The following is a 20,808-nucleotide window of genomic DNA, read 5'->3' as shown; positions in this document are numbered from 1 at the left end:
CGGGATGCGTGCGCGGCATCGCGCCTGAACGATGCGCCGCCTTAGTCCACCTGGACGAAGCGGCGCGGCCCCGCACCGCGCACCATCGCCGTCATCGTCCATCGATGCCGGAGGCCGCATGACCACAAGCGCTGTCGAGATCGCGAACCTGCTGTACCGCTACGCGGCGTTGCTCGACGCGGGCGACCTGCCGGGCATGGCGGCGCTGTTCCGGCACGCGCGGATCAAGGTCGCGGAAGATGCGCCGACGATCGGCGCCGATGAATTGCTCGCGCTGTTCGACGCGCGCGTGAAACGCTACCCGTGCGGCACGCCGCGCACGAAGCATGTGATCACGAATCCGGTCATCGAGATCGACGAAACCGCGCATCGCGCGACGGCTCGCTCGTACTACACGGTGCTGCAGGCCACCGAAGGCTTTCCGCTGCAGCCGATCGCGGCGGGCCGCTATCACGACGCGTTCGAGCGCGTCGACGGCGCGTGGCGTTTCGCGTTTCGCGACTACACGCTGTTCGATCTCGCGGGCGACCTGCGTTTCCACCTGAACGAAGTACCGGCCGGCTGACGCGCCGGCCGGCCGATATGGCAGGCAATGCGCTCAACCGGCCGCGAGCGTCGCGGCCAGCGTGTCGAACTCCGGCGCCCACGCCGCACGCCACGCGGCCTTCGTCGCATCGTCGACCCACGCGCCGTCGATCCCGTTCAGCATGAATTGCTTGAGATCGGCGAGCGTAAAGCCGAAATGGCTGAACATCAGCTCCCACGCCTCGGACGGGTTGACCTTGTGCAGCGTCGGATCGTCGGTGTTCGGGTGGATCTTCAGCCCGAGGCCCGGCATCTTGCGCATCGGATGCCGTTCCGCCCATTGCTCCGGCGGCAGCGTGCGCAGGTAGTACGAATTCGTCGGCACGACGGTGAAGACGATCCCGCGTTCCGCGTAGCGCGCGCACAGCTCGGGGTTATCGACGATCGTATAGCCGTGATCGACGCGATCCACCTGCAGCAGATCCACGGCCGTCTCGACGTTGCGCCACGGCATCCCGAACTCGCCCGCATGCGCGGTCGTGCGGAAGCCGGCCGCGCGCGCATTGCGGTAAGCCTTCCAGAACAGCTCCGGCGGCCGGTCGTTCTCGCGATAGTCGATCCCGAGCCCCGCCACTTCGTCCGCGCGATTCGCCTTCATCCATTCGACGATCGCCACGGCCTCGTCCGGATCCTGCTCGCGGTCGATGCTCGGGATCAGGCGCGCGCCGATTCCGAAATCGCGCGCGGCGTCGCGGATCGCCGTCACGATCGCGGCCTGCGCGTCCGCATACGCGATCCCCGACACCCGCACCGTGCCCGTCGGATTCCAGAAGCATTCCGCATGCCGCACGTTATGCGCGGCCGCATCCTCCAGATACTCGTAAGCGATGCGCCGAAGGTCGTCGGGTCGTGTGAGCAGATACTTGTCGAGCGCGCGCAGCACGTGCAGCACGCCGACCGGCTTCTCGCCGCGCGCATAGAACGCGTCGATCTCCGCGCGCTCGATCGGCGCGCCGCTGCGTTCCGCGAGCGCGACGAACGTGTCGTGCCGCACCGCGCCGAGCAGGTGGCAATGCAGCTCGACCTTCGGCAGCGCGTGGAAGAAGGCCCGATGGGCCGGCGTGATCTCGATGCCCGTGCGCGCGGCCGGGACGTTACCTGGTGTTGCCTTCATTGCAGTCTCGTTTTGGGTAGTGCCGATACGTCGCGAAAGCCGTCTCTCAGTGCGGCTTCACGACGGTCCAGACGTAATAGCCGAGCGGCAGCGCGAGCACGACGAGCCCCCACGACACGTCGCGCCGGCGGCCGGCCAGCAGCTTGACGAGCACGTAGCACAGCAGCCCGCCCGCGATGCCGGTGCCGAAACTGTTCGACATCAGCGTGAGCAGCACCATCGACATCACGGGCAGCGCATCGGTGAAGTCGTCGAAATGCGTATGGCGGATCGTTGCGAACATCGACAGCCCGATCAGGATCAGCGCCGGCGCGGTCGCCTCTTTCGGGATCGCGAGCGCGACCGGCACGAACAGCAGCATCGCGGCGAACAGCACGGCCGCGGCCAGCGACGACAGCCCGCTGCGGCCGCCGGCCTCGACGCCTGCCGCCGATTCGATCAGCGCGGTCAGCGCGGGAATGCCGAACACGGGCCCGATCGTCGCCGCGAGCGAATCGACGAGGAACGGCCGGTTGATGTTCGGCAGGTTGCCCTGTTCGTCGAGCAGGTTCGCCTTCGCGCCGACCGCGAGCGCGGTGCCGAGCGTCGAGAAGAATTCGGCCGCGAAGAACGCGAACAGGTACGGCGCGGCCGCGAGGCTCAACGCGCTGCCGATGTCGAGCTTGAACGCGATCGGCGCGATGCTGTGCGGCAGCGACACGAACGACGCGGGCAGATGCGTGACGCCGAGCGGCACGCCCGCCGCTGCCGCGACGAGGATCGCGATCAGGATCGCGCCGGGCACCTTGCGTGCCTGCAGCACGATCGCGACCGCCAGGCCGATCAGCGCGACGAGCGCACCAGGCCGCGAGAAATCGCCGAGCGCGAACGCGTTGGTCTTCGCGTTCGCGACGACCATCCCCGCATTGCGCAACCCGAGCATCGTCACGAACAGCCCGATCGACGCGCCGAGCCCGAGCTTGATCTGCACCGGTATCAGCTTCATCACGACGCCGCGCGCACCGAGAATCGTCAGCAGGAAGAACAGGATGCCCGACACGCACGCGATGCCGAGGCCCGTCTGCCAGCCCACATGCTCCGTCGTCGCGAGCGTCACTCCGATGATCACCGAGCCGCCGATGCCGGGGCCGACCAGGAACGGCAGGTTCGCGTAGAGCCCCATCAGCGTCGTGAACAGCACGAACACGACGATCGTCGCGGTCGTCGCCGCGCCGCGCTCCATGCCGCCCGTCGCGAGCAGCGACGGGATCACGACGAGCAGGTACGCGGCCGCGAGAAACGACGTGACGCCCGCGATCGTCTCGGTGCGCACGCTCGTGCCGCGCGCGGCGAGCGCGAAGCGGCGTTCGAGCCAGTTGGCCGGCGCGCGCGCCGGCATCGTGTCAGTCGCTGACATGGTGGTTCTCCTGTGATTCCGAATATTGTCCTGTGTCGATGCACGCAGCGCGGTCTTATACTGCCGCGTACCGCACCCCGACCGTTATTGCCCGATGTCGTCCGACCGCTCGTCGCTGCTGCCCGCGCTCACGCTGCGGCAGGTTCAGCACTTCGTCGTGCTCGCCCACGCACGCAGCTTCACGCAGGCCGCGCAGGCGCTGTCGCTCACGCAGCCCGCGCTCACCGCGTCGATCCGCCAGATCGAGTTCCTGCTCGGCGGGCGCCTGTTCGCGCGTTCCGCGCACCGGCTCACGCTCACCACCGCGGGCGAAGCCGTGCTGCCGCTCGCCGAACGCCTGCTCAACCAGGCACGCGGCACCTTCGACGACATGACGCGGCTCATCGGCGAACGCATCCAGACCGTGCGCATCGCGTTCATCCCGTCGGTCGCCGGCCGCCTGCTGCCCGCGCTCAACGCACTGCGCGACGCCCACCCGACGCTGCGCTTCACGCTCACCGACCTGCCCAACAGCGCACTCGTCGAAGCCGTGCGCGACAGCGTCGCGGATCTCGGCATCGGCGTACGCGAACCCGACAGCGACGACGGCACGCTGCGCTACCGGCAGCTGTTCGAGGACGAGATCGTGATCGTCGTGCGGCACGACGATCCGCTCGCCCGCGCGAAAAGCGTCACGTGGGCGAAGCTCGTCGATCGCGAGCTCGCGGTGTTCGTGCGCGGCAGCGTCAGCGAATCGCTGCATCGCACCGGCGGCGCCGAGAAGCTGCGCCTGAACGTCACCTACCGGATGGAATACACCGAGCCGCTCTACGCGCTCGCGCGCAACGGCCTCGCGACCGCCGTGCTGCCGAGCCTCTATACGATGCATCTGCACGATCCCGAACTCGTTGCGCTGCGCGTCGACAAGCCGCGCGTCACGCGCGCGATCTCGCTGATCTCGCTCGCCGGCGACGATCGCGGCCCGCACGTGCGTACATGCCGCGAGTGGATTGCGAAGCACATCTGATTGCGTCGGCCGAGTGCGGTTCGCGGTTCGCCGCATGAGCGCCCGCGCTCAGGGCAGCTTCGCGATACGCTCGACGAGCGTCGCATAGAAGCGGTCCGCGTCGACCTCGTTGATCCACGTCGCGTTCGCCGCGCGGCCGCTGCGCCCGTTCCAGTCGACGACGGTCTCGCCGAGCGTCCACTGTCCCGTCGTCTCGACCATCACGTTGACCTTGCGCCCGCCGAACAGCGTCGGATCGACGAGGTAGCCGACCGCGGTCGGGTCGTACATCGGCGCGTCTTCAGCGCCGCGCCGCTTCTTGTTGTACGCGAGTTCGGCATCCATGATGTCCGCGACGATCGCGCCGCAGCGGTTGCCGAGCGCACGGAACGGTGCGACGCGCGCCGGCGTGATCGGCGCCTTCACCGCGACATCGCGCGGCAGCACGACGATCGGCACACCGCTGCCGAACACGACTTCGGCCGCCTGCGGATCGACGTAGATGTTGAACTCGGCGGCCGGCGTGATGTTGCCGCGCTCGAAGAACGCGCCGCCCATCAGCACGATCTCGCGCAGCGCACCGCGAATCTGCGGCGCCTCGACCAGCGCGGTCGCGACGTTCGTCAGCGGGCCGAGCGCGCACAGCGTCACGCTGTTCGGCGCCGCTCGGCTCAGCGTATCGACGAGGTACGACACCGCGTGGCCTGCCGCGAGCGGCGCGCGCGGCTCGTGCAGTTCGACGCCTTCCAGCCCCGTCTTGCCATGCACGTTCGCGGCCGTCACGAGATCGCGCACGAGCGGCCGCGGGCAGCCCGCGTAGACCGGCAGCGTCTTCGTGCGGCCGGCCCAGTCGCGGATGATCCGCGCATTGCGTTCGGTCAGGTCGAGCGGCACGTTGCCCGCGACGGCGGTCAGCGCGCGCACGTCGAGGCGGTCCTGCGCGCCCAGCGCGAACAGGATCGCGATGGCGTCGTCCTGCCCCGGGTCGGTATCGATGATCACCGTGCGGCGCGCGGCGTCGCCGCCGGCGGCGAACGCGCCCGTTTCGGGCAGCAGCGCGGTGCCGGCCAGCGCGGCGGACAGTTTCAGGAAGGTGCGGCGGGGTGCGATCGGATGGGTCATGGTCGGGCGCTCAGAAAACGTGCCGGACGCCGAGCGTCGCCATCATCTGGCGCGTGCCGGTCGAGCGCGCATACGCGAAGATCTGCGCATGGTCCGCGTCGCCGGCCGCCTGCTGCGCGATCACCGTCAGCGCGACGTCGGTGCGTTTCGACAGGTAATAATCGGCCTGCAGGTTCACCTGGTGCCATTTCGGCCGCTTGTCGATCACGTCGTACTTGCCGTTCGTGAACGCATACGCGGCGCCGAGAAAGAGCTGCGGCGTCATCGTGTAGACGACGTTCACGCCGAGGTTCTGCAGGTGCAGGTGCGAATTGTCGAGGTAATCGTAGCGCACGTCGGTAAACATCGCGGCGAACTGCGCGCGGCCGATCGTGTAGAAACCGCCGGTGCCCGCGATCCGCTGCCGGCTGGCGTAAGCCGCGGGCGTCATCGCGCTCTTGCTGAAGATCAGCAGCGGCGACGCGTAGTCGTTCGCGATCGCGCCGTCCTGGTTCGTCGCGCTGTAAGGGTGGTTGTACTGCGCGTAGACCGCGCTCCAGCGCAGCGGGCCCTGCTCGTAGCCGAGCCCGAAGCTGTAGGCGCTGTTGTTCGCGAAACCCGTCGCGTTGCTGAAGCCGTACAGCGCGGTGAATTTCAGGCCGTGGTACACCGGGCTCACGTACTTCACCGAGTTCTGCACGCGGATGTCGTTGTAGCCGTTGTCGTTGTCGCCGATGTTCACGCCGTTGCTCGCGATGATCACCGGCCCGATGTAGTCGTGGATCGCATCGTACTGGCGGCCGAACGTCAGCGAGCCGTAGGTGCGGTCGGCAAGGCCGACGTAGGCCATCCGCCCGAACTCGCGGCCGTTCTGCGCGGCCGTGCCCGTCATCACGTTGAAGCCGTTCTCCAGCTGGAAGATCGCGGACAGCCCCTGCCCGAGATCCTCCTTGCCCTTCAGCCCCCAGCGCGGGTTCTGGTTCGTGCCGGACAGCGCCTGCCAGGCGTTCTTGCCACCCTGGTTGGTCGCGAACCCGACACCGGCCGAGATGAGACCGTACAGCGTGATGCTGCTTTGCGCACAGGCATGGGTCGCGAAGGCGCCGAGCATCGCGAGCGGGGCGAGCTTGTAGAGAGTTTTCATGCGGGTCGTGTGATCGGTGGTGGTCCAGGCGCGGCAGGGTTCCGCGAAACTGGCCTCGACTATACGAACCCGGATCGGATAATAAAAGTTTGCTTTTCTTATGTATCAATAAAACGGATTTATTCTCATCCTGGCATCGCCCGCAGCCGTCAGCCCCGCGAACCGGCGGTCAATCCGCCGTGTCGCCGCCCTTCGGCACCTTCGACCACGCATTGCGCCCCGGCATCGGCGCCCAGGCCGGGCGCGTCTTGCGCGCACTGTCGACCACGACCAGATAACGGCCCGCAATCGGCGTGATGTCGCGGTCGCGACGCAGCACCCACAACGACTTGCCGGCCTCGACACGCGCCTGGTAATCGTCGTCGAGCAGGCCGTGACGATCGAAGAACGTGTTCAGCGACGCGGGAATCCGCACGCAGCCCTTCGAGTGCCGGATGCCGAGCAGCGCTTCGAGCCGGTCGGGATCGGTCGCATGCATCTGGAAGCGCATCGGCGACACACCGCCCTTGCCCCAGCCGCGCTCGCCGTCCACCCAGCCGAAGTCGTAGATGCGCATGTCGCGGCGGCCGTAGCCGCGAATGCCGTTCTCGTTCGTCGTGCCTTCCGCGCGGAAATCCATGTTGTCGGGCGAGTGATGGAACACGCCGAGCGGCGTCACGAAATGGTCGTACTTGCCCGGCAGCCCGGTGCCGACCGGCGAAGCGCCGATCATCAGCCACGCGTTGGCCGGCGTTGCACGGAAGTAGATGAACAGCGCCTGCACGTTCGGCGCGCGGTCGACCATCGCGACGTATTCGCCGGCGAGGTCGCCTAGATCCGCATCGGCGAGCGCCTCCTGGAGCCGCTGGCCGTAGGCGCGCTGCTCGCTTGCGGGCACGTTCAGGCGCCGCGTGACTTCCTGCGTGAAGCGCTTGCGCATGTCGACCGCGCGCGCCGTCGCATTTTTTGCTTCTTCTGCCGATAGCGGCGGATGCCGGCGTGGCGGCGTCGGCGCGGGTGCTTCGGCCTCGCTCGCGGCGGTGGAGGAAGCGGCGGAAGCGGCGGACGCGGGCGCAGCGGCGGACGCGGCTGAGGCGACGTCGGCAGCGGAAGTGCCGGAAGCAGTCGATGCACCCGATGCCGCGCTGGCAGGCTCCGCATGACGCTCGTGTGACGCGGCTGACGCGGGCTGTACGGCCGACGCCCCCGACGACGCATGCGCAGGCGAGCCTCGTTGCGCATGAGACACCGCCGACGCGGGCGGCGCAACTGATGAGGATGACGGAGCAACGGACGACGAAGGGTCGGACGCGGCAAACGCAGGCGGCCCGACAAGCACGGGAACGATCAGGGCAACAGCGAGCGACACATACGCGGCGACTGTGCGGGTACGGCAACGCGACTTCGAAATGGGCCGCGTCAGGCTGAAAGGCATCATACGTTCGAAGCCATCGGCCGATCCGGCCGCCGCATGCTGCAGTTGCGGGCGGCGCATCTTCCGCGCGAGCCATCGACACGTCCGGCGCATCGTGTGCGCCCGGCGCCGACGCCTCTTCGCGGCGGAGCCGTTCGCCGATGCAACGCGTACGGTCCGATGGCGGCTAATGAGTCGTCAGGCCCTTCATTCTACGCGTCCGCGCAGGAATCTTCAGCGATGCAAGCCGCAGTTTTACGGGGATTTGCGCTTCGTCACGCTTTGTTTCAACTCGTTGCCGCACGCATCTTTCGATGCATGGCAATCTCGTTGGTTGCACCTTCGAGTCCGACAAAGGGCGCTGCTTTTTCGCCGTGGTGCGATGGCTTCGCCAAATCGATTCGGAAACCGGATCATTCCCAACAAGCCGTACGCGCCGGCCGCGCAGTGCGATGCCATCGCATGGCACGCATGCAGCACGAACCGTGCGACACGCGTGCACGATCACCGGTCACTTCGAGATGGCTTCGAGCGCGATGCCCTTCGTGCGCGGCCCCATGAGCCCGATCGCGGCCATCACGATCACCATCGCGCCCGCGATGAATGCGAACACGCCGAAGGTGCCGAAGCCCTTCAGCACGGCCGCGATCACGAACGACGAGAAGATCGCCGAGAAGCGGCTCCACGAATAGACGAAGCCGACGGCCCGTGCGCGGATCGACGTCGGGAACAGCTCGGCCTGATATGCGTGGAAGCTGTACGACATGATGTTGCTGGCGAGCGTGAGGCCGATGCCGAGCACGATCAGGAATGCGCCGACCGTCGTCTGGCTGAACAGCAGCCCGCAGACGACGATCGCCGCCGCCATCGCGACGATCACCGACTTGCGCTCGAAGCGGTCGGCGATCACGAGGCCGATCAGCGGGCCGACCGGCGCGGCGAGCGCGATCACGCTCGAATACATCAGGCTCGACGTGATCGTGATGCCCTGCTTGATCAGCAGCGTCGGCACCCAGTTCGCGAAGCCGTAGAAGCCGACCGTCTGGAACACGTTGAAGATCGTCATCATGATCGTGCGGTTGCGATACGGCTGCACCCACATGTCGCGGAAGCTGCCGCGCGGCGGCACGGGTTCGGCGGGCGCCGGCGGCGGCAGCGGCCGTCCGTATTCGGCTTCGACCTTCGCCTCGAGCGCGCGCATGATGCGGTCGGCTTCGTCGACCCGGCCCTGCTGCGCGAGCCAGCGCGGGCTTTCCGGCAATTCGCGGCGAATCCACCACACGAACAGCGCGCCATGCGCGCCGATCAGCACGACCCAGCGCCAGCCATCGAGACCGAACGGTGCGTGCGGCACGAGCAGGTAGGCGAGGAACGCGACCACCGGCACCGCGACGAACCCCACCGCCTGCTCGCATGCGAACGCACGGCCGCGGATCTGCTTCGGCACGAGTTCGGAGATGTACGTGCCGATCGTCACCATCTCGACGCCGAGGCCGAGACCGACGACGAAGCGCCAGAAGTTCAGCCCGGCCGCGGTGTCCTGGAACGCCATCACGACGTTGGCGGCCGTGTACCACAGCAGCGACCACGTGAAGATCGCGCGGCGGCCAAAGCGGTCGGCGAGGAAGCCGCATGCGATCGTGCCGATGAAGAGTCCGGAGAACAGCGCGGCGATGAAGCTCGCGACGCCCGTGGTGCCGAACAGGCCGTGCGTCGTCGCGGAGAGGATGCCGCTTTTCACGAGGCCCGGCGCGACGTAGCCGCTGTACAGCAGGTCGTAGAGTTCGAAGAAGAAGCCGAGACTCAGCAGCACGACGAGCTTCCAGACGGTACGCGTGGGCGGGAGGCGGTCGAGGCGGGCCGAGATGGAGCCGGGGTCGACGGGAGGGGATTGGGCGGGTGCCTGCGAAAGGCTGTCCGTTGAGGCCATCTTGGGCGCGTCTCCTGTTCGTGTCGTGTTGTTGTCCGGCGACCTTCGAGCCGCCGTCGGGCGAATCGCTGCATTGTACCGGCACGTCCGTCCTACGCGAGCGCACCCCGGCCCCGATATCCGGCGCGCGACGACGGGCCGGCTGCACGCCGTACGTCGAACCGATTCGGGTGCCTCATTTTTGCGCTGACCAACGTGTAACTTTCGTAACCGTCTGTCGGGTGCGGCAAACGCGCAGGAACGGCGACCCGGCGACGCATCGCGGCGGCATAGGCCCCACCGTCCGGGCCTGATGCGCCGTTTCGCCCGGCCGCACGCCGCCGGAACCGCCACAAAGGGGGTACGCAATCAGTACAACCACGCGTTCCACACCCCGGTAACATGCTACCGGGCCAACCACCGGCTTCCGAGCACCTTTCGGCGCCCGGCATTGTCGGCAAATCGTAAGCATTCCATGTCCATACAACGACTATCCACGTACGCTCGCCGGATCGCGCTGATCGCGTTGCTGCAGTTCGCGGCGATCGCAACCGCGTCGGCGTTTCCGGAGGCCGCTTCCGCCCCGGGCGCAAGCGGCGTCGGCGCGCCCGTGCCCGCCATCTCGCTGAACGACGCCGTCGCGCAGCTCAAGCAGATGCAGGTCGAGCTCGACCGCATCAAGCAGCAGACGTCGACCGCGTCGAGCAGCAAGGAGCTGGACGCGCTCGACGACTCGGCGCAGGAGCTGAGCACCGACGTCGTGAAACTGCAAAGCGATCTCACGCCGCAACGCGCGCAGATTCAGGCACAGCTCGACGTGCTCGGGCCGCCGCCCGCCGAGGGCGCCGCGCCCGAAACGGCAGCCGTCGCGAAACAACGGGCCACGCTCGACGCGCGCAAGACGCAGCTCGATGCGGCGCTGAAGCAGGCCGCCGACCAGAAGACCAACCTCACGAACCTCGCCGAACAGTTCGCGAAGCTGCATCGCGGCCTGCTGAAGAACCAGCTCGCGTTCCGTTCGGGCGGCATTTTCAGCGCGCAGTTCTGGCTGCCGCTGTTCCATCTGTCGCCGGACGACACCCAGCGGCTCGGAGACTTCAACGAAGAAATCCGCGACATGCTGCGCTCGTCGTGGGTGCCCGGACAAAAGGCGATCACCGCGCTGCTGCTGATTGCCGCGATCGCAGCCTGGCTCGGCGGCCGCCGGCTCCTCGAGCGCGGGCTCGCCTGGTTCTGCGTGAACCGCCTGCCGGCCACCCGCTTGCGCCGCAGCGCGCTGGCGTTGTCCATCGCGCTGTCGACCCTGCTGGCCACCGCCGTTGCCGTTCAGATCCTTTACCTCGCCGTCGCGCGCCGTTACGACCTCACGCCGGGGCTGACCGATCTGTGGGACCAGTTCGCGAAGCTCGCCGCGACCTGCGCACTGATCGCCGGGCTCGGCCGCGCACTGCTCTGCACGAAGCATCCGTCGTGGCGCCTCCCCGCGCTCGCCGATCCCGTCGCGCTCGCGATGAAGCCATTCCCCGGCATCCTGGCCGCGCTGCTGCTCGTGTCCGGCACGCTCGAATCGATCAACCGGATCGTCGACACCAGCCTGTCGGTCACGCTGTTCGGTCGCGGCATCGTGTCGCTCGTCGTCACGCTGACGGTCGGCGCGTCGCTGTTGCGCGCCAACCGTGCGCGCGCCGCGCTCGCGGCGGCAGGCGAGGCACCCGAACAGCGCTCGACGCTCGCCGGGCTGATCCATGCCGGCGTCACGCTCGCGATCGTCGCGTCGTTGATCGCACTCCTGATCGGTTACGTCACGGTCGCGCGCTTCATCACGTACGAACTCGTGTGGTTCGAGATCGTGCTGTGCACGACCTACATCCTGATCCAGCTGACGCGCGACGCGAGCGAAAGCCTGTTCTCGTCGAGCCTGTCGACGGGGCAGCAGATCAAGCACCTGTTCGCGCTCGAGGACCGCCACCTCGACCAGGCGCGCACGGTGCTGTCCGGCTTCGGAACGAGCCTGCTGATGCTGATCGCGGCCATCGCGCTGGTGACGGGCGGCTTCGGCACGACCCCGGGCGACCTGCTCGACAGCGCGGTCGCGATGATCGGCAGCCAGCGGCTGCAGAGCCTGAACATCATGCCCGACCGGATCCTGAACGCGGTAATCGGGTTCGCGATCGGCTTCTACCTGTTGCGCTCGCTGCGACGCTGGCTCGACAGCGAGTTCATGCCCGCGCTCGGCATGGATACCGGGATGCGCGTGTCGCTGATCACGCTGTTCACCAACGTCGGCTATGTACTGCTGGTGCTGATGACGCTCGGGCTGCTCGGCGTGCGGTGGAACAACCTCGCGTGGATCGTCAGCGCGTTGTCGGTGGGTATCGGCTTCGGCCTGCAGGAGATCGTGAAGAACTTCGTGTCCGGGCTGATCCTGCTGACCGAGCGCCCGGTGAAGGTCGGCGACATGGTCAGCATCGCGGGCGTCGAAGGCGACATCCGCCGCATCAACGTCCGCGCGACCGAGATCCAGCTCAGCGACCGCTCGACCGTGATCGTGCCGAACTCGCAGCTGATCTCGCAGAACGTGCGCAACGTGACGATGGGCAACAGCACGCAGGGCGTCGCGACGCTGGTGCTGACGTTCCCGCTGAACACCGATCCCGAGCAGGTGCGCGACCTGCTGCTCGACGCGTACCGCGAGCACCAGGCGATCCTCGAGAAGCCCGCGCCGTCGGTCACGTTCAGCCAGCTCACGCCGGACGGGATCACGCTGAGCGTGACGGGCTACGTGTCGAGCCCGCGGATCGCGAGTTCGACGAAGAGCGACCTGCTGTTCGAGATCCTCAAGCAGTTGCGCGCGGCGGGGATCACGCTGTCGAGCCCGCAGATGCTGGTCGTGCAGAACATGCCGGCGGCGGAGAATTGAACGAAGACGGTCGGTCGCGTACTGCTGCTCTCGTGCCGACCGTCTCCAGTACTACCGAAATGCCCACCGTCCGATGACGCCGGCGCTGGCAAACAGCCGAAGCCGTGCCGCCTCCCACTCAGCCAGCGTTCGCACCCGTTCCTGGCGGGCATCGGAAAGGGCCGCTTGTGCCGACAGCAGTTCCAGAATATCTCCTGCGCCGAACGCGTAACGATTGCGCGCCGACGTCAGCGCCGCTTCTGCGGCAGCCAGCAAGCGTGCAGACGCATCCAGGTTGCCCGCCGTCGTCTCCGCGTCGGCATGGGCCTTCAGCACGTCACGCAGAATCTGCTGCTGCGTATCGAGAAGCTGTACCTGTGCCAGTTCGCTTTGAGCCTGCGCGCCGCGAATCCGATACGTGCGAGAAAAGCCGTCAAAAAACGGAATCGTCAAAGTCAGACCGATGCTCGTCTGCGTCGCCCGCACTGACTGCAGTCCCTGATTCGGGTAACCGTTTCGCGACAGCGTACCGCTTAGATCGAGGGTCGGCATTCCGTCGGATCGCACGGCCGTGACCTTCGCTTGCGCAGCCTTCCATTTGGCCCGCGCTGCCCGGATCTCGGGGTGCGAACCTTCGGCCGTGCGAAGCCAGTCGCTTAGCTGGCGCTCCGCGTCCAGCGCAACCGGTGCGACCGCCTCTTCGACTTCGACCCGCGTGCCGACGGGCAGACCGGTCGCAAAGACCAGTTCGGCGCGGGCCCGAGCCACCTCCCCGCCAGCTCGCCGCGCAGCGAGCAATGCCTTGGCTAACGCCGTTTCCGCCTGCAATACGTCTGCTCGGGATGCTACGCCCAAGGCCAGCCGCTTGCGCGACGCACGCAGCGTCGATTCCGCCAAGGTCGCTGACTCGGTACGCGCTGCAAACGCCGCTTGAGCATTCTGGACATCGAAATAGCTTCCGATGACATCCACGACCGCCTTTTGCATCGCTGCGTCGTGGCCCGCCAACGCTGCCGTCAGCAGTTGTTGCGCCGCCGCGCCGTTTGCAGCTCGCCCGCCAAAATCGAGTAGCCGCCAGTTCAACGTCGCGTTCGACGTTCGACCGACGCCGCGCGTATTCATCGATGGTGCATCGGAATACCGGTTATAAGTCGTCAATTGGCTGATCGCCCCGTTGACGGTGGGGAGCCATGCCGATCTGGCTTCACCCACCGCAGCGGCCTGGATCTTGATCGACGCCCACGCCGCTCGAATACGGGGGTTGTGACATAGCGCAAGATCAACCGCATCACCAAGCGTCAGCGGCTTCGCCGGGCCAGTCGACGAAGCGCATACAACTGCCATGTCATCGCCCGGCAATCGCTGCCCCGCATCCAGCACCGGTAGACGGGTCAGCAACGGATCGGCCAGGGCATCCGGAATCCCGCGTGTTTCGGCATTGCAGGCAATTGAAACCAACATCAGGCCGAAGATCCACGGACACACGCCATCTTTCAAGCTCCTAGCGCTCACGCAAACTCTCCCGCGCATGCTGCAGCACCGGCGACAGCACGTACTCGATCACCCGCCGCGTACCGGTTCTGATCTCGGCACTACCCGACATACCCGGCGACAGTGCGACCTCGCGACCGTCAACCAGCAGCGCCGAACGATCAAGCAGGATCCTGACCGAGTAGACAAGTCCCTTCTTGTCGTCGTCAATCGCATCGCGCGAGACATGACTCACTGTCGCCGACAACGTGCCGTATTTCGTGTACTCGAATGCATCGATCTTCACGCTGGCGGCCTGCCCTTCCTCGACGAAGCCGATATCCCGGTTGTCGACGAACGCTTCCATTTCTACCGCCCCCTCTCGCGGCACGATCTGCATCAGCGGCTGTGCGGCCGGCACCGCCGTCCCGATGGTATGGACGGCAAGCTGCTGGACGGTTCCGTCGATCGGCGCGGTCAGGCGCAGCAGTTCCCCGTGTGCCTCCGCACGCCGCATGTCGCCCGACGACGCGTCCACGATACGCTGCGCATCGTTCAACGCATCCTGGGTAATCCTTCGCGTCTCTGCCACGAGAGCCGCGCGTTGGTGACGAGCATCCGCAAGCTGTCCCGCCGTATCGATGCGCTGCTGCTCGGCCTCGATCCACGCATGCTCCGCAACGTCACGGGTCTCCATCAACTTGGCGTAATCGTCCGCACGACGTGCCGCAAGCGGAGCGGCCTGACCGTACCTGTGTATTTCGCCGTCGAGACGGTCCCGTCGCGCGACGAAATCGCGCCATTGATCCAGCAGGTGCCGCTCGACCTCGCGCCGGCGCTCGGGCGACACGCCCTCCGCCCCCGCCAGTCGGGGCTGTCGCCCCGTGTCGATTGCGTCGATCAACGCCCGCGCACGCTCGGCTTGCAGTACCGCATTCAGCCGGTCGCCGTCCGCCCGTTGACGTTCGGCGTCGATTACGCGCGTATCGAGATCGATCAGCGCGTCGCCAGCCTTCACGACCTGTCCGTCGCGCACGTGCAGCGCTCGCACGCTGGCAACCTCGACCGCCGCCAGCGTCTTGGTCCGGGAGGATGGAATGATCTTGCCGCCGCCGTCGACAACAATGTCGATTTTCCCGAAATACGACCAGACGATCGCCGTCGTTACGAGCAGGATGAGAATGCGCGCGACCCAACGGCCTGCCGGCGAAACAGGTGTCGCCTGGACAGACAGCGCCGCCGGCAGAAACTCGGCCTCGTTCGCATTGAATGTCGGCAGCGTCATCCGATGGCGCCGCTTCCAGCAGTGACGCCAGACATCGCGGTAACGCCCGAACAGTTCACGCCAGGCCCCTGCCTGCTGTCGCATGCTCATATCCGTCCCCCTGCTACGTCGCGACCGCCTTGTTGCAGCGAATACAGGTGTGCGTAGATTCCATTCTTCGTGCGCAGCAGTGTGTCGTGCGTGCCGCTTTCCACGATTTGCCCGCGATCCATCACGAGAATCCGGTCGGCGTCGCGTACCGCCGAGAGCCGATGCGCAATGATCAGCACCGTACGCCGCGCGCAGATGGCCCGCATGTTGGCCTGTATGACGGCTTCCGATTCGTAGTCGAGCGCGCTGGTCGCCTCGTCGAATATCAGGATGCGTGGATCGGTCATCAATGCGCGAGCAATGGCGATGCGCTGCCGCTGGCCGCCCGAGAGCCCTGTGCCATGCTCGCCGACAAGCGTGTCGTAGCCCTCCGGAAGCTCGCAGATGAACTCGTGTGCGCCGGCCAGCCTCGCTGCATCGATCACCGCGTCGATCGATGCAGTGGGTCGAGCCAGCGCGATGTTGTCCCGTACCGAACGATTGAACAGTGTGTTTTCCTGCAGAACGACGCCAATCTGCTGGCGCAGACTCGCCGTATCGATCACTGCAATATCGTGCCCGTCGACCAGCACTCGCCCGCGATCCGGCACGTAGAGCCGCTGTGCGAGCTTGGTCAGCGTGCTTTTGCCCGATCCAGAGCGGCCGACGATTCCGATGACCTCGCCCGCCGCGATCCTGACGGAGATCTGCCGGATGACATCGCTCGCATCCGGCCGGTAGCGAAACGATACCTGGTCGAATTCGATCGCGCCATCGAGACGGGGTACTCGCGTCTTTTTGGCTGCGGTTTCGGGCGCCGTGTTGAGGATATCCCCGAGGCGCCCCATCGAAATCCCTACCTGTTGAAAGTCGTTCCACAGCTGAGCGAGACGCAGTATCGGGCTGGACACCTGTCCGGCCAGCATGTTGAACGCGACGAGCTCGCCGACGGTCAACTTGCCATCGATCACCAACGTGGCGCCCAGCCACATGATCGCCGCGGTCACCAGCTTGCTGATCAACGTCACGCCGCCGCTTGCAATCGTGGCAACGTTGGTCGCCGACAGGCCCGAACTCACATAAGCGGCCAGTTGACGGTCCCATCGGTCCGTCCAGCGCGGTTCGAGTGCCATCGCCTTGACCGTATCGATTCCGCTGATGGTTTCAACGAGGAACGACTGATTTTCGGCGCCCTTATTGAATTTTTCGTTCAGACGCCGCCGAATGATCGGCGTAAACACGACCGACAACAGCACGTAGAGCGGAATCGAAACAACGACGATCAACGTAAGCCACGCGCTGTACCAGAGCATCACCCCAAGGAAAACGAACGAAAACGCGAGGTCCATCACCAGCGTCACGGCGTTGCCGGTTAGGAACGCGCGAATGTTCTCCAGTTCGCGAATACGGGCGACAGAATCGCCGACACGGCGTGCCTGAAACCACGCCAGCGGCAACGCCAACAGATGACAGAAGAGCCGCGCGCCGAGTTCGACGTCGATCTTGCTGCTCGTATGCGCGAAGACCCATGTTCGTATCCCCGAAAGCGCCGCCTCGAACAGCGTCGCGCAAATCAGCCCCACGGCGATCACGTTCAACGTCTTCATCGCGTGATTGACGAGCACCTTGTCCATCACCACCTGGAAGAAGAGCGGCGTGGCGAGTGCAATCAACTGCAACACCAGAGAGATCGCGAGAACTTCTCCCAGCAGCTTTCGGTACGTGACGATTGCCGGAATGAACCAGCTGAAATCGAAGCGCGCCAGGGTACCCGCAATGCTGCTCTTGCTCGTGAAATAGATGAGCTCGCCGGTCCAGATTTCCAGAAGACGCTCGCGGGTCAGCACGATAGGCGCCTCGCCCGGAAATTGAACAAGCGTTCGAGGCGCGCGCGTTCCGTCCCCGGCCTGATACTGCGCGACCACGAAATAGCCGCCTTCGCCTTTCATCCGTGCGACCGCGGGCAAAGGTGCCCGATCCAGTCGTTCGAGGCTCTGTTGAACGGCCCGGGCCGTCATGCCAAGTGAGCGCGCAGCTCGCAGGATGGTTTGAGTATCGAAACGACCGAAGCCGAATTCATGTCGCAACGCGGCTTCGTCGGCTGCGATGCCGTGCAGGCTGGCCATCATCAGAACGACAACGAGACCGGAGTCGACATCCTGCGTCGGAGACGACGCCGTAGGCCGGAGAATGGAACTGTCCATGACGGGAACACAAGGCGGGGAAGGAAATACGATACGGCCGGCAGCAGGCCGTCCGGTCGCACGTAACGTGCAACCGGACGAATCGACCTTCGGGAACCGGAATTAACGCCAGCTCGTCGCCAGCGTCGGCGCAAGCGCGGCCTGATGCTCAGGGGACAGCGTGACCGCCCCCGCAGCCGGCGGCGACCATACCGCCATGGCCTGTACCAGCTTCTCGACATCGGCGTTGACGAGCGTCCGACCGTCGTCCACCCGGATCTGCTCGATCTGATACCGCGAACCCAGATACCAGTCCCTCACCGTCGCGGTATCGCTGGTGCCGAGGATACTGATCTCCAGATCGTTGCCGACGTGACGGAACCACAACTGATCCGCCGATACGCCCACGCCGATGCTGATCACATCGCTGTTGCCGAGCGTTTCATCATCGTCCCGGATCGTGTCGCGGCCGGACCCGCGACCGAATCGATAGGTATCGTTGCCCAGGCCGCCGATCAGGATGTCGTTGCCGGCACCGCCATCCAGCACGTTGTTGCCCCGGTTGCCGATGATCGTATTGTCGAGTGCGTTACCCGTGCCGTCGATGTCCTCGTTCCACAGTTTCAGCGCCTCGGCCGTGTAGATCGCGTAGGCATTCGGTACGTTGGCGGCCGCCCGGAACTCCTGAAGGCTGATGTAGCGCGTCATGTCGCTGACGCGCTGGCGGCCCGAGTCGGCAATATAGAAGCCTTTGAGCTCACCGTCGGCGTCTCCATAAACCGCGCCCGTCACGGTTACGACGTGATTCACGCCGCCGCCATCGAGATAAGCGCTGTCTCCCCAAAGACGCCCGGAGTTCAGCGCCAGTATCACGCCACGGCCACTGCGGATGAGATTCGCGACCGCATGTTCGTCGTATCCGGCAAGCAGATTGTTTGCAATGCCGTAACTCTTGAGCAGTGCCTGTTGCTGAACGTAATTCGATCCGCCTCGCTGGTAGTCCGTTGCGGCAGGGGTGGTGACCGCCCATTGGTTGTCGATTGCGCGGCGGACGACGTCACCCTCGGTCGTCGGCGTACCGGTCTGCGTCAGCAAATTCGCGATCGACGTCAGCGCACATGTTCCCTGGAACGTCGGAACCGCATCGCCTTGCATGTAATCCAGCTCGTTGGCTTTCGGGTAACCGTACACGTGAACGGCCGCGCCATCGACGAGCCCTTTCTCCGGCTTGCCGAAATCCAGCAAGTTAAGGTTCTCGACGTGTTCGCCCAACGTATAGCTGATCTTGCTCTGCACCGTATCGATGCCTTCGCCAGCGAATTCGACGACGCGGTCGCCGACATTGTCGACGTAGTAGGTATCGTTGCCCTTTCCGCCGATCATCGTGTCGGCGCCGGTGACGCCATCGAGGATGTTGTCTGCGCTGTTGCCGACGATCCGGTTATCGAGCGCATTGCCCGTGCCGTTGATGTTGAAGCCCTCGACGAGTCTCAGTTCTTCAATATTGGCGTTGAGAATGTAGTTTGCGCTGCTGATTACCGTGTCGTAACCCTCGTTCGCGTATTCGAGAATCACGTCGTTGACGCTGTTCACGATATAGGTGTCGTTACCCTGGCCACCTTCCATGTGATCTGCACCGGCACCGCCGTCGAGATAGTCGTCGCCCAGACCGCCGAGCAGCGTGTCATTGCCTTCTCCACCGTAGAGATAGTCATCGTCGGTCTCGCCGGGGGCCAGCGTCCTCTTCGCCTCGTTGTCACCGGTGAAGCCCACCAGCAAGTCGTCGCCTGCGCCGCCGTACAGGATGTCGTTCCCGACCTGACCGAACAGTCGGTCGTTGCCATCGCCGCCATAAAGCTTGTCGTGGCCGTCCCCGCCTTGAATTTCATCATCGCCAGCGTCGCCGTGGAGCTGATCATTGCCGAGACCGCCGAGGATCAGGTCGTTTCCGGCCCCGCCGTAGATCGTATCGTCATCGGTTTCCCACGCTGCCAGCGACTGCTTCGCGTCATTGCTGGCCGTAAAGCCGACAAGAATATCGTCGCCGTCGCCACCCCAGATCGTGTCGTTGCCCGCGCCGCCGAAAATCTTGTCGTTACCTGCTTCTCCGGAAAGCGCGTCGTGACCGTTGCCGCCGTTCAGTTCGTCGTCGCCCGCGCCGCCAAAGAGCCGGTCGTCGCCATCGCCGCCGTCGAGGAAATCGTTGTCGTTGCCGCCATCGAGGTAGTCGTTGCCAAGACCTCCGTACAGCGCATCGTTACCGTTGCCGCCATACAGCGTATCGTTGTCGGATTCACCCCACGACAACGTTTGCTTGGCATCGTTGCTGGCAGTGAAACCGATCAGCACGTCATCGCCATCACCGCCCCAGAGCACATCGTCGCCGGCTTCGCCGAAGATGCGATCGTTACCGGCGTCGCCAACAAGCCGGTCGTTGCCTGCATCACCGTGCAGTTCGTCGTTCCCGGCGCCACCGAAGACCGTGTCGTTTCCGTCCCCGCCACTCACGAAGTCCGCGCCGTCACCACCATCCATGTAGTCGTGGCCGACACCGCCCCACATCCGATCGTTGCCTGCGCCGCCGTACATGATGTCGTCATCCGTTTCGCCCCACGCCAGCATTTGCTTGCTGTCGTTCGATGCAGTAAAGCCCATCATGATGTCGTCGCCATCGCCACCGTTCATGATGTCGTTACCGACCTGGCCGAAGAGCTTGTCGTTGCCGATACCGCCGTCGAGCACGTCGTTGCCTGCGCCACCATTGAGTTCGTCGTCGCCGTCCTCGCCGTACAGCCTGTCATCACCGTCATAGCCGAACAGCGTGTCGTTCCCGGTCCCGCCCCACAGATTGTCGTTGCGGCTGCTGCCGCCCATCATGTCGTTGCCGTCGCCCGCGAGGAAATTGACGAGCAGCTTGCTGTCGATCCAGTGGCCATACGCTGCGTAGTAATTCGCATCGAAGGTGTCGTCCCCGTCGGTACCGATGAGATAGCTTCGATTGGAAGGACTGACCTTGATCTGATTGGGGCCGAAAAAGATAAAGTCATTGTTGTTGATCCAATAGACCTTCTCGTTGTCGCGCAGCCATCGATAGTTCGAGAGCGGAACGGCTGGGGCCAGATACATTCGGCCGGGCTGCGATACTTCCAAGGGTTTCCACGGCGCCGCAGCCGGTGCCGATGCATAGCAGTTATTACCGCGTGTGATGACGTCATAGTCGACCGACCGAATCTCGGTGATCCCGGCTTGGGCGGGGGTGTCAGGATTTCCGTGTT

12 protein-coding genes and 1 pseudogene are annotated in these 20,808 nt (G+C 65.3%); 3 read left to right on the top strand and 10 right to left on the bottom strand.

The features are described from left to right. Positions 1-118: 118 nt before the first annotated feature. Positions 119-565: a nuclear transport factor 2 family protein gene (locus VK92_RS26200; RefSeq protein WP_048025431.1), complete on the top strand. Its 447-nt coding sequence runs from the start codon at positions 119-121 to the stop codon at positions 563-565. Positions 566-598: 33 nt separating this feature from the next. Here the strand turns inward: VK92_RS26200 and add are convergent, their stop codons facing one another. Together add and VK92_RS26190 are read right to left on the bottom strand one after the other, a co-directional pair. Then, positions 599-1,699 carry an adenosine deaminase gene (gene add / locus VK92_RS26195; RefSeq protein WP_048025430.1) on the bottom strand — a complete coding sequence of 367 codons (1,101 nt, stop codon included), beginning with the start codon at positions 1,697-1,699 and terminating at the stop codon, positions 599-601. Positions 1,700-1,745: 46 nt separating this feature from the next. Then, positions 1,746-3,095 carry an NCS2 family permease gene (locus VK92_RS26190; RefSeq protein WP_048025429.1) on the bottom strand — a complete coding sequence of 450 codons (1,350 nt, stop codon included), beginning with the start codon at positions 3,093-3,095 and terminating at the stop codon, positions 1,746-1,748. 94 nt (positions 3,096-3,189) lie between these two features. Between VK92_RS26190 and VK92_RS26185 the strand changes: the two genes are divergently transcribed. Beyond that, positions 3,190-4,101: a LysR family transcriptional regulator gene (locus VK92_RS26185; protein ID WP_027790547.1), complete on the top strand. Its 912-nt coding sequence runs from the start codon at positions 3,190-3,192 to the stop codon at positions 4,099-4,101. Between the two features lie 48 nt (positions 4,102-4,149). On the opposite strand, the gene VK92_RS26180 is transcribed toward VK92_RS26185, so the two are convergent. The 4 genes from VK92_RS26180 to VK92_RS26165 form a co-directional block, all read right to left on the bottom strand. Continuing rightward, a complete protein-coding gene (locus tag VK92_RS26180) occupies positions 4,150-5,202 on the bottom strand; it encodes a nucleoside hydrolase (protein WP_048025428.1) in 1,053 nt (350 codons plus the stop codon). Positions 5,203-5,212: 10 nt separating this feature from the next. After that, positions 5,213-6,325 (bottom strand): porin, encoded by a 1,113-nt coding sequence (locus tag VK92_RS26175; protein ID WP_048025427.1) that lies wholly within the window; start codon positions 6,323-6,325, stop codon positions 5,213-5,215. Positions 6,326-6,494: 169 nt separating this feature from the next. Further along, entirely contained in the window at positions 6,495-7,832 is a 1,338-nt protein-coding gene (locus tag VK92_RS26170; protein ID WP_048025426.1) for a hypothetical protein, read from the bottom strand. A gap of 397 nt (positions 7,833-8,229) precedes the next feature. Then, complete coding sequence (locus tag VK92_RS26165; protein WP_048025425.1) at positions 8,230-9,648, bottom strand: MFS transporter; 1,419 nt, start codon at positions 9,646-9,648, stop codon at positions 8,230-8,232. A gap of 454 nt (positions 9,649-10,102) precedes the next feature. Here VK92_RS26165 and VK92_RS26160 point away from each other — a divergent pair, with 454 nt between their 5' ends. Further along, positions 10,103-12,547: a DUF3772 domain-containing protein gene (locus VK92_RS26160; RefSeq protein ID WP_048026721.1), complete on the top strand. Its 2,445-nt coding sequence runs from the start codon at positions 10,103-10,105 to the stop codon at positions 12,545-12,547. Positions 12,548-12,598: 51 nt separating this feature from the next. Here the strand turns inward: VK92_RS26160 and VK92_RS26155 are convergent, their stop codons facing one another. From VK92_RS26155 to VK92_RS26140, 4 genes and pseudogenes are all read right to left on the bottom strand, one after another. Continuing rightward, positions 12,599-14,056 (bottom strand): TolC family protein, encoded by a 1,458-nt coding sequence (locus VK92_RS26155; protein ID WP_048026722.1) that lies wholly within the window; start codon positions 14,054-14,056, stop codon positions 12,599-12,601. Beyond that, positions 14,028-15,371: an HlyD family type I secretion periplasmic adaptor subunit gene (locus tag VK92_RS26150; RefSeq protein WP_048026724.1), complete on the bottom strand. Its 1,344-nt coding sequence runs from the start codon at positions 15,369-15,371 to the stop codon at positions 14,028-14,030. Before VK92_RS26150 ends, VK92_RS26155 begins: the two co-directional genes overlap by 29 nt. Next, on the bottom strand, positions 15,368-17,554 hold the full coding sequence (locus tag VK92_RS26145) for a type I secretion system permease/ATPase (protein WP_048026725.1): 2,187 nt from the start codon (positions 17,552-17,554) through the stop codon (positions 15,368-15,370). The genes VK92_RS26150 and VK92_RS26145 overlap by 4 nt, the downstream gene beginning before the upstream one ends. Positions 17,555-17,656: 102 nt before the next feature. Next, positions 17,657-20,785, bottom strand: a pseudogene (locus tag VK92_RS26140) (calcium-binding protein); the annotation flags it as partial. Between the last annotated feature and the right edge of the window lie 23 nt (positions 20,786-20,808).

Source organism: Burkholderia sp. LK4 (assembly GCF_001043615.1).
GTDB classification, from domain to species: domain Bacteria; phylum Pseudomonadota; class Gammaproteobacteria; order Burkholderiales; family Burkholderiaceae; genus Burkholderia; species Burkholderia cepacia.
This window is presented reverse-complemented; position numbering and strand designations above follow the sequence as displayed.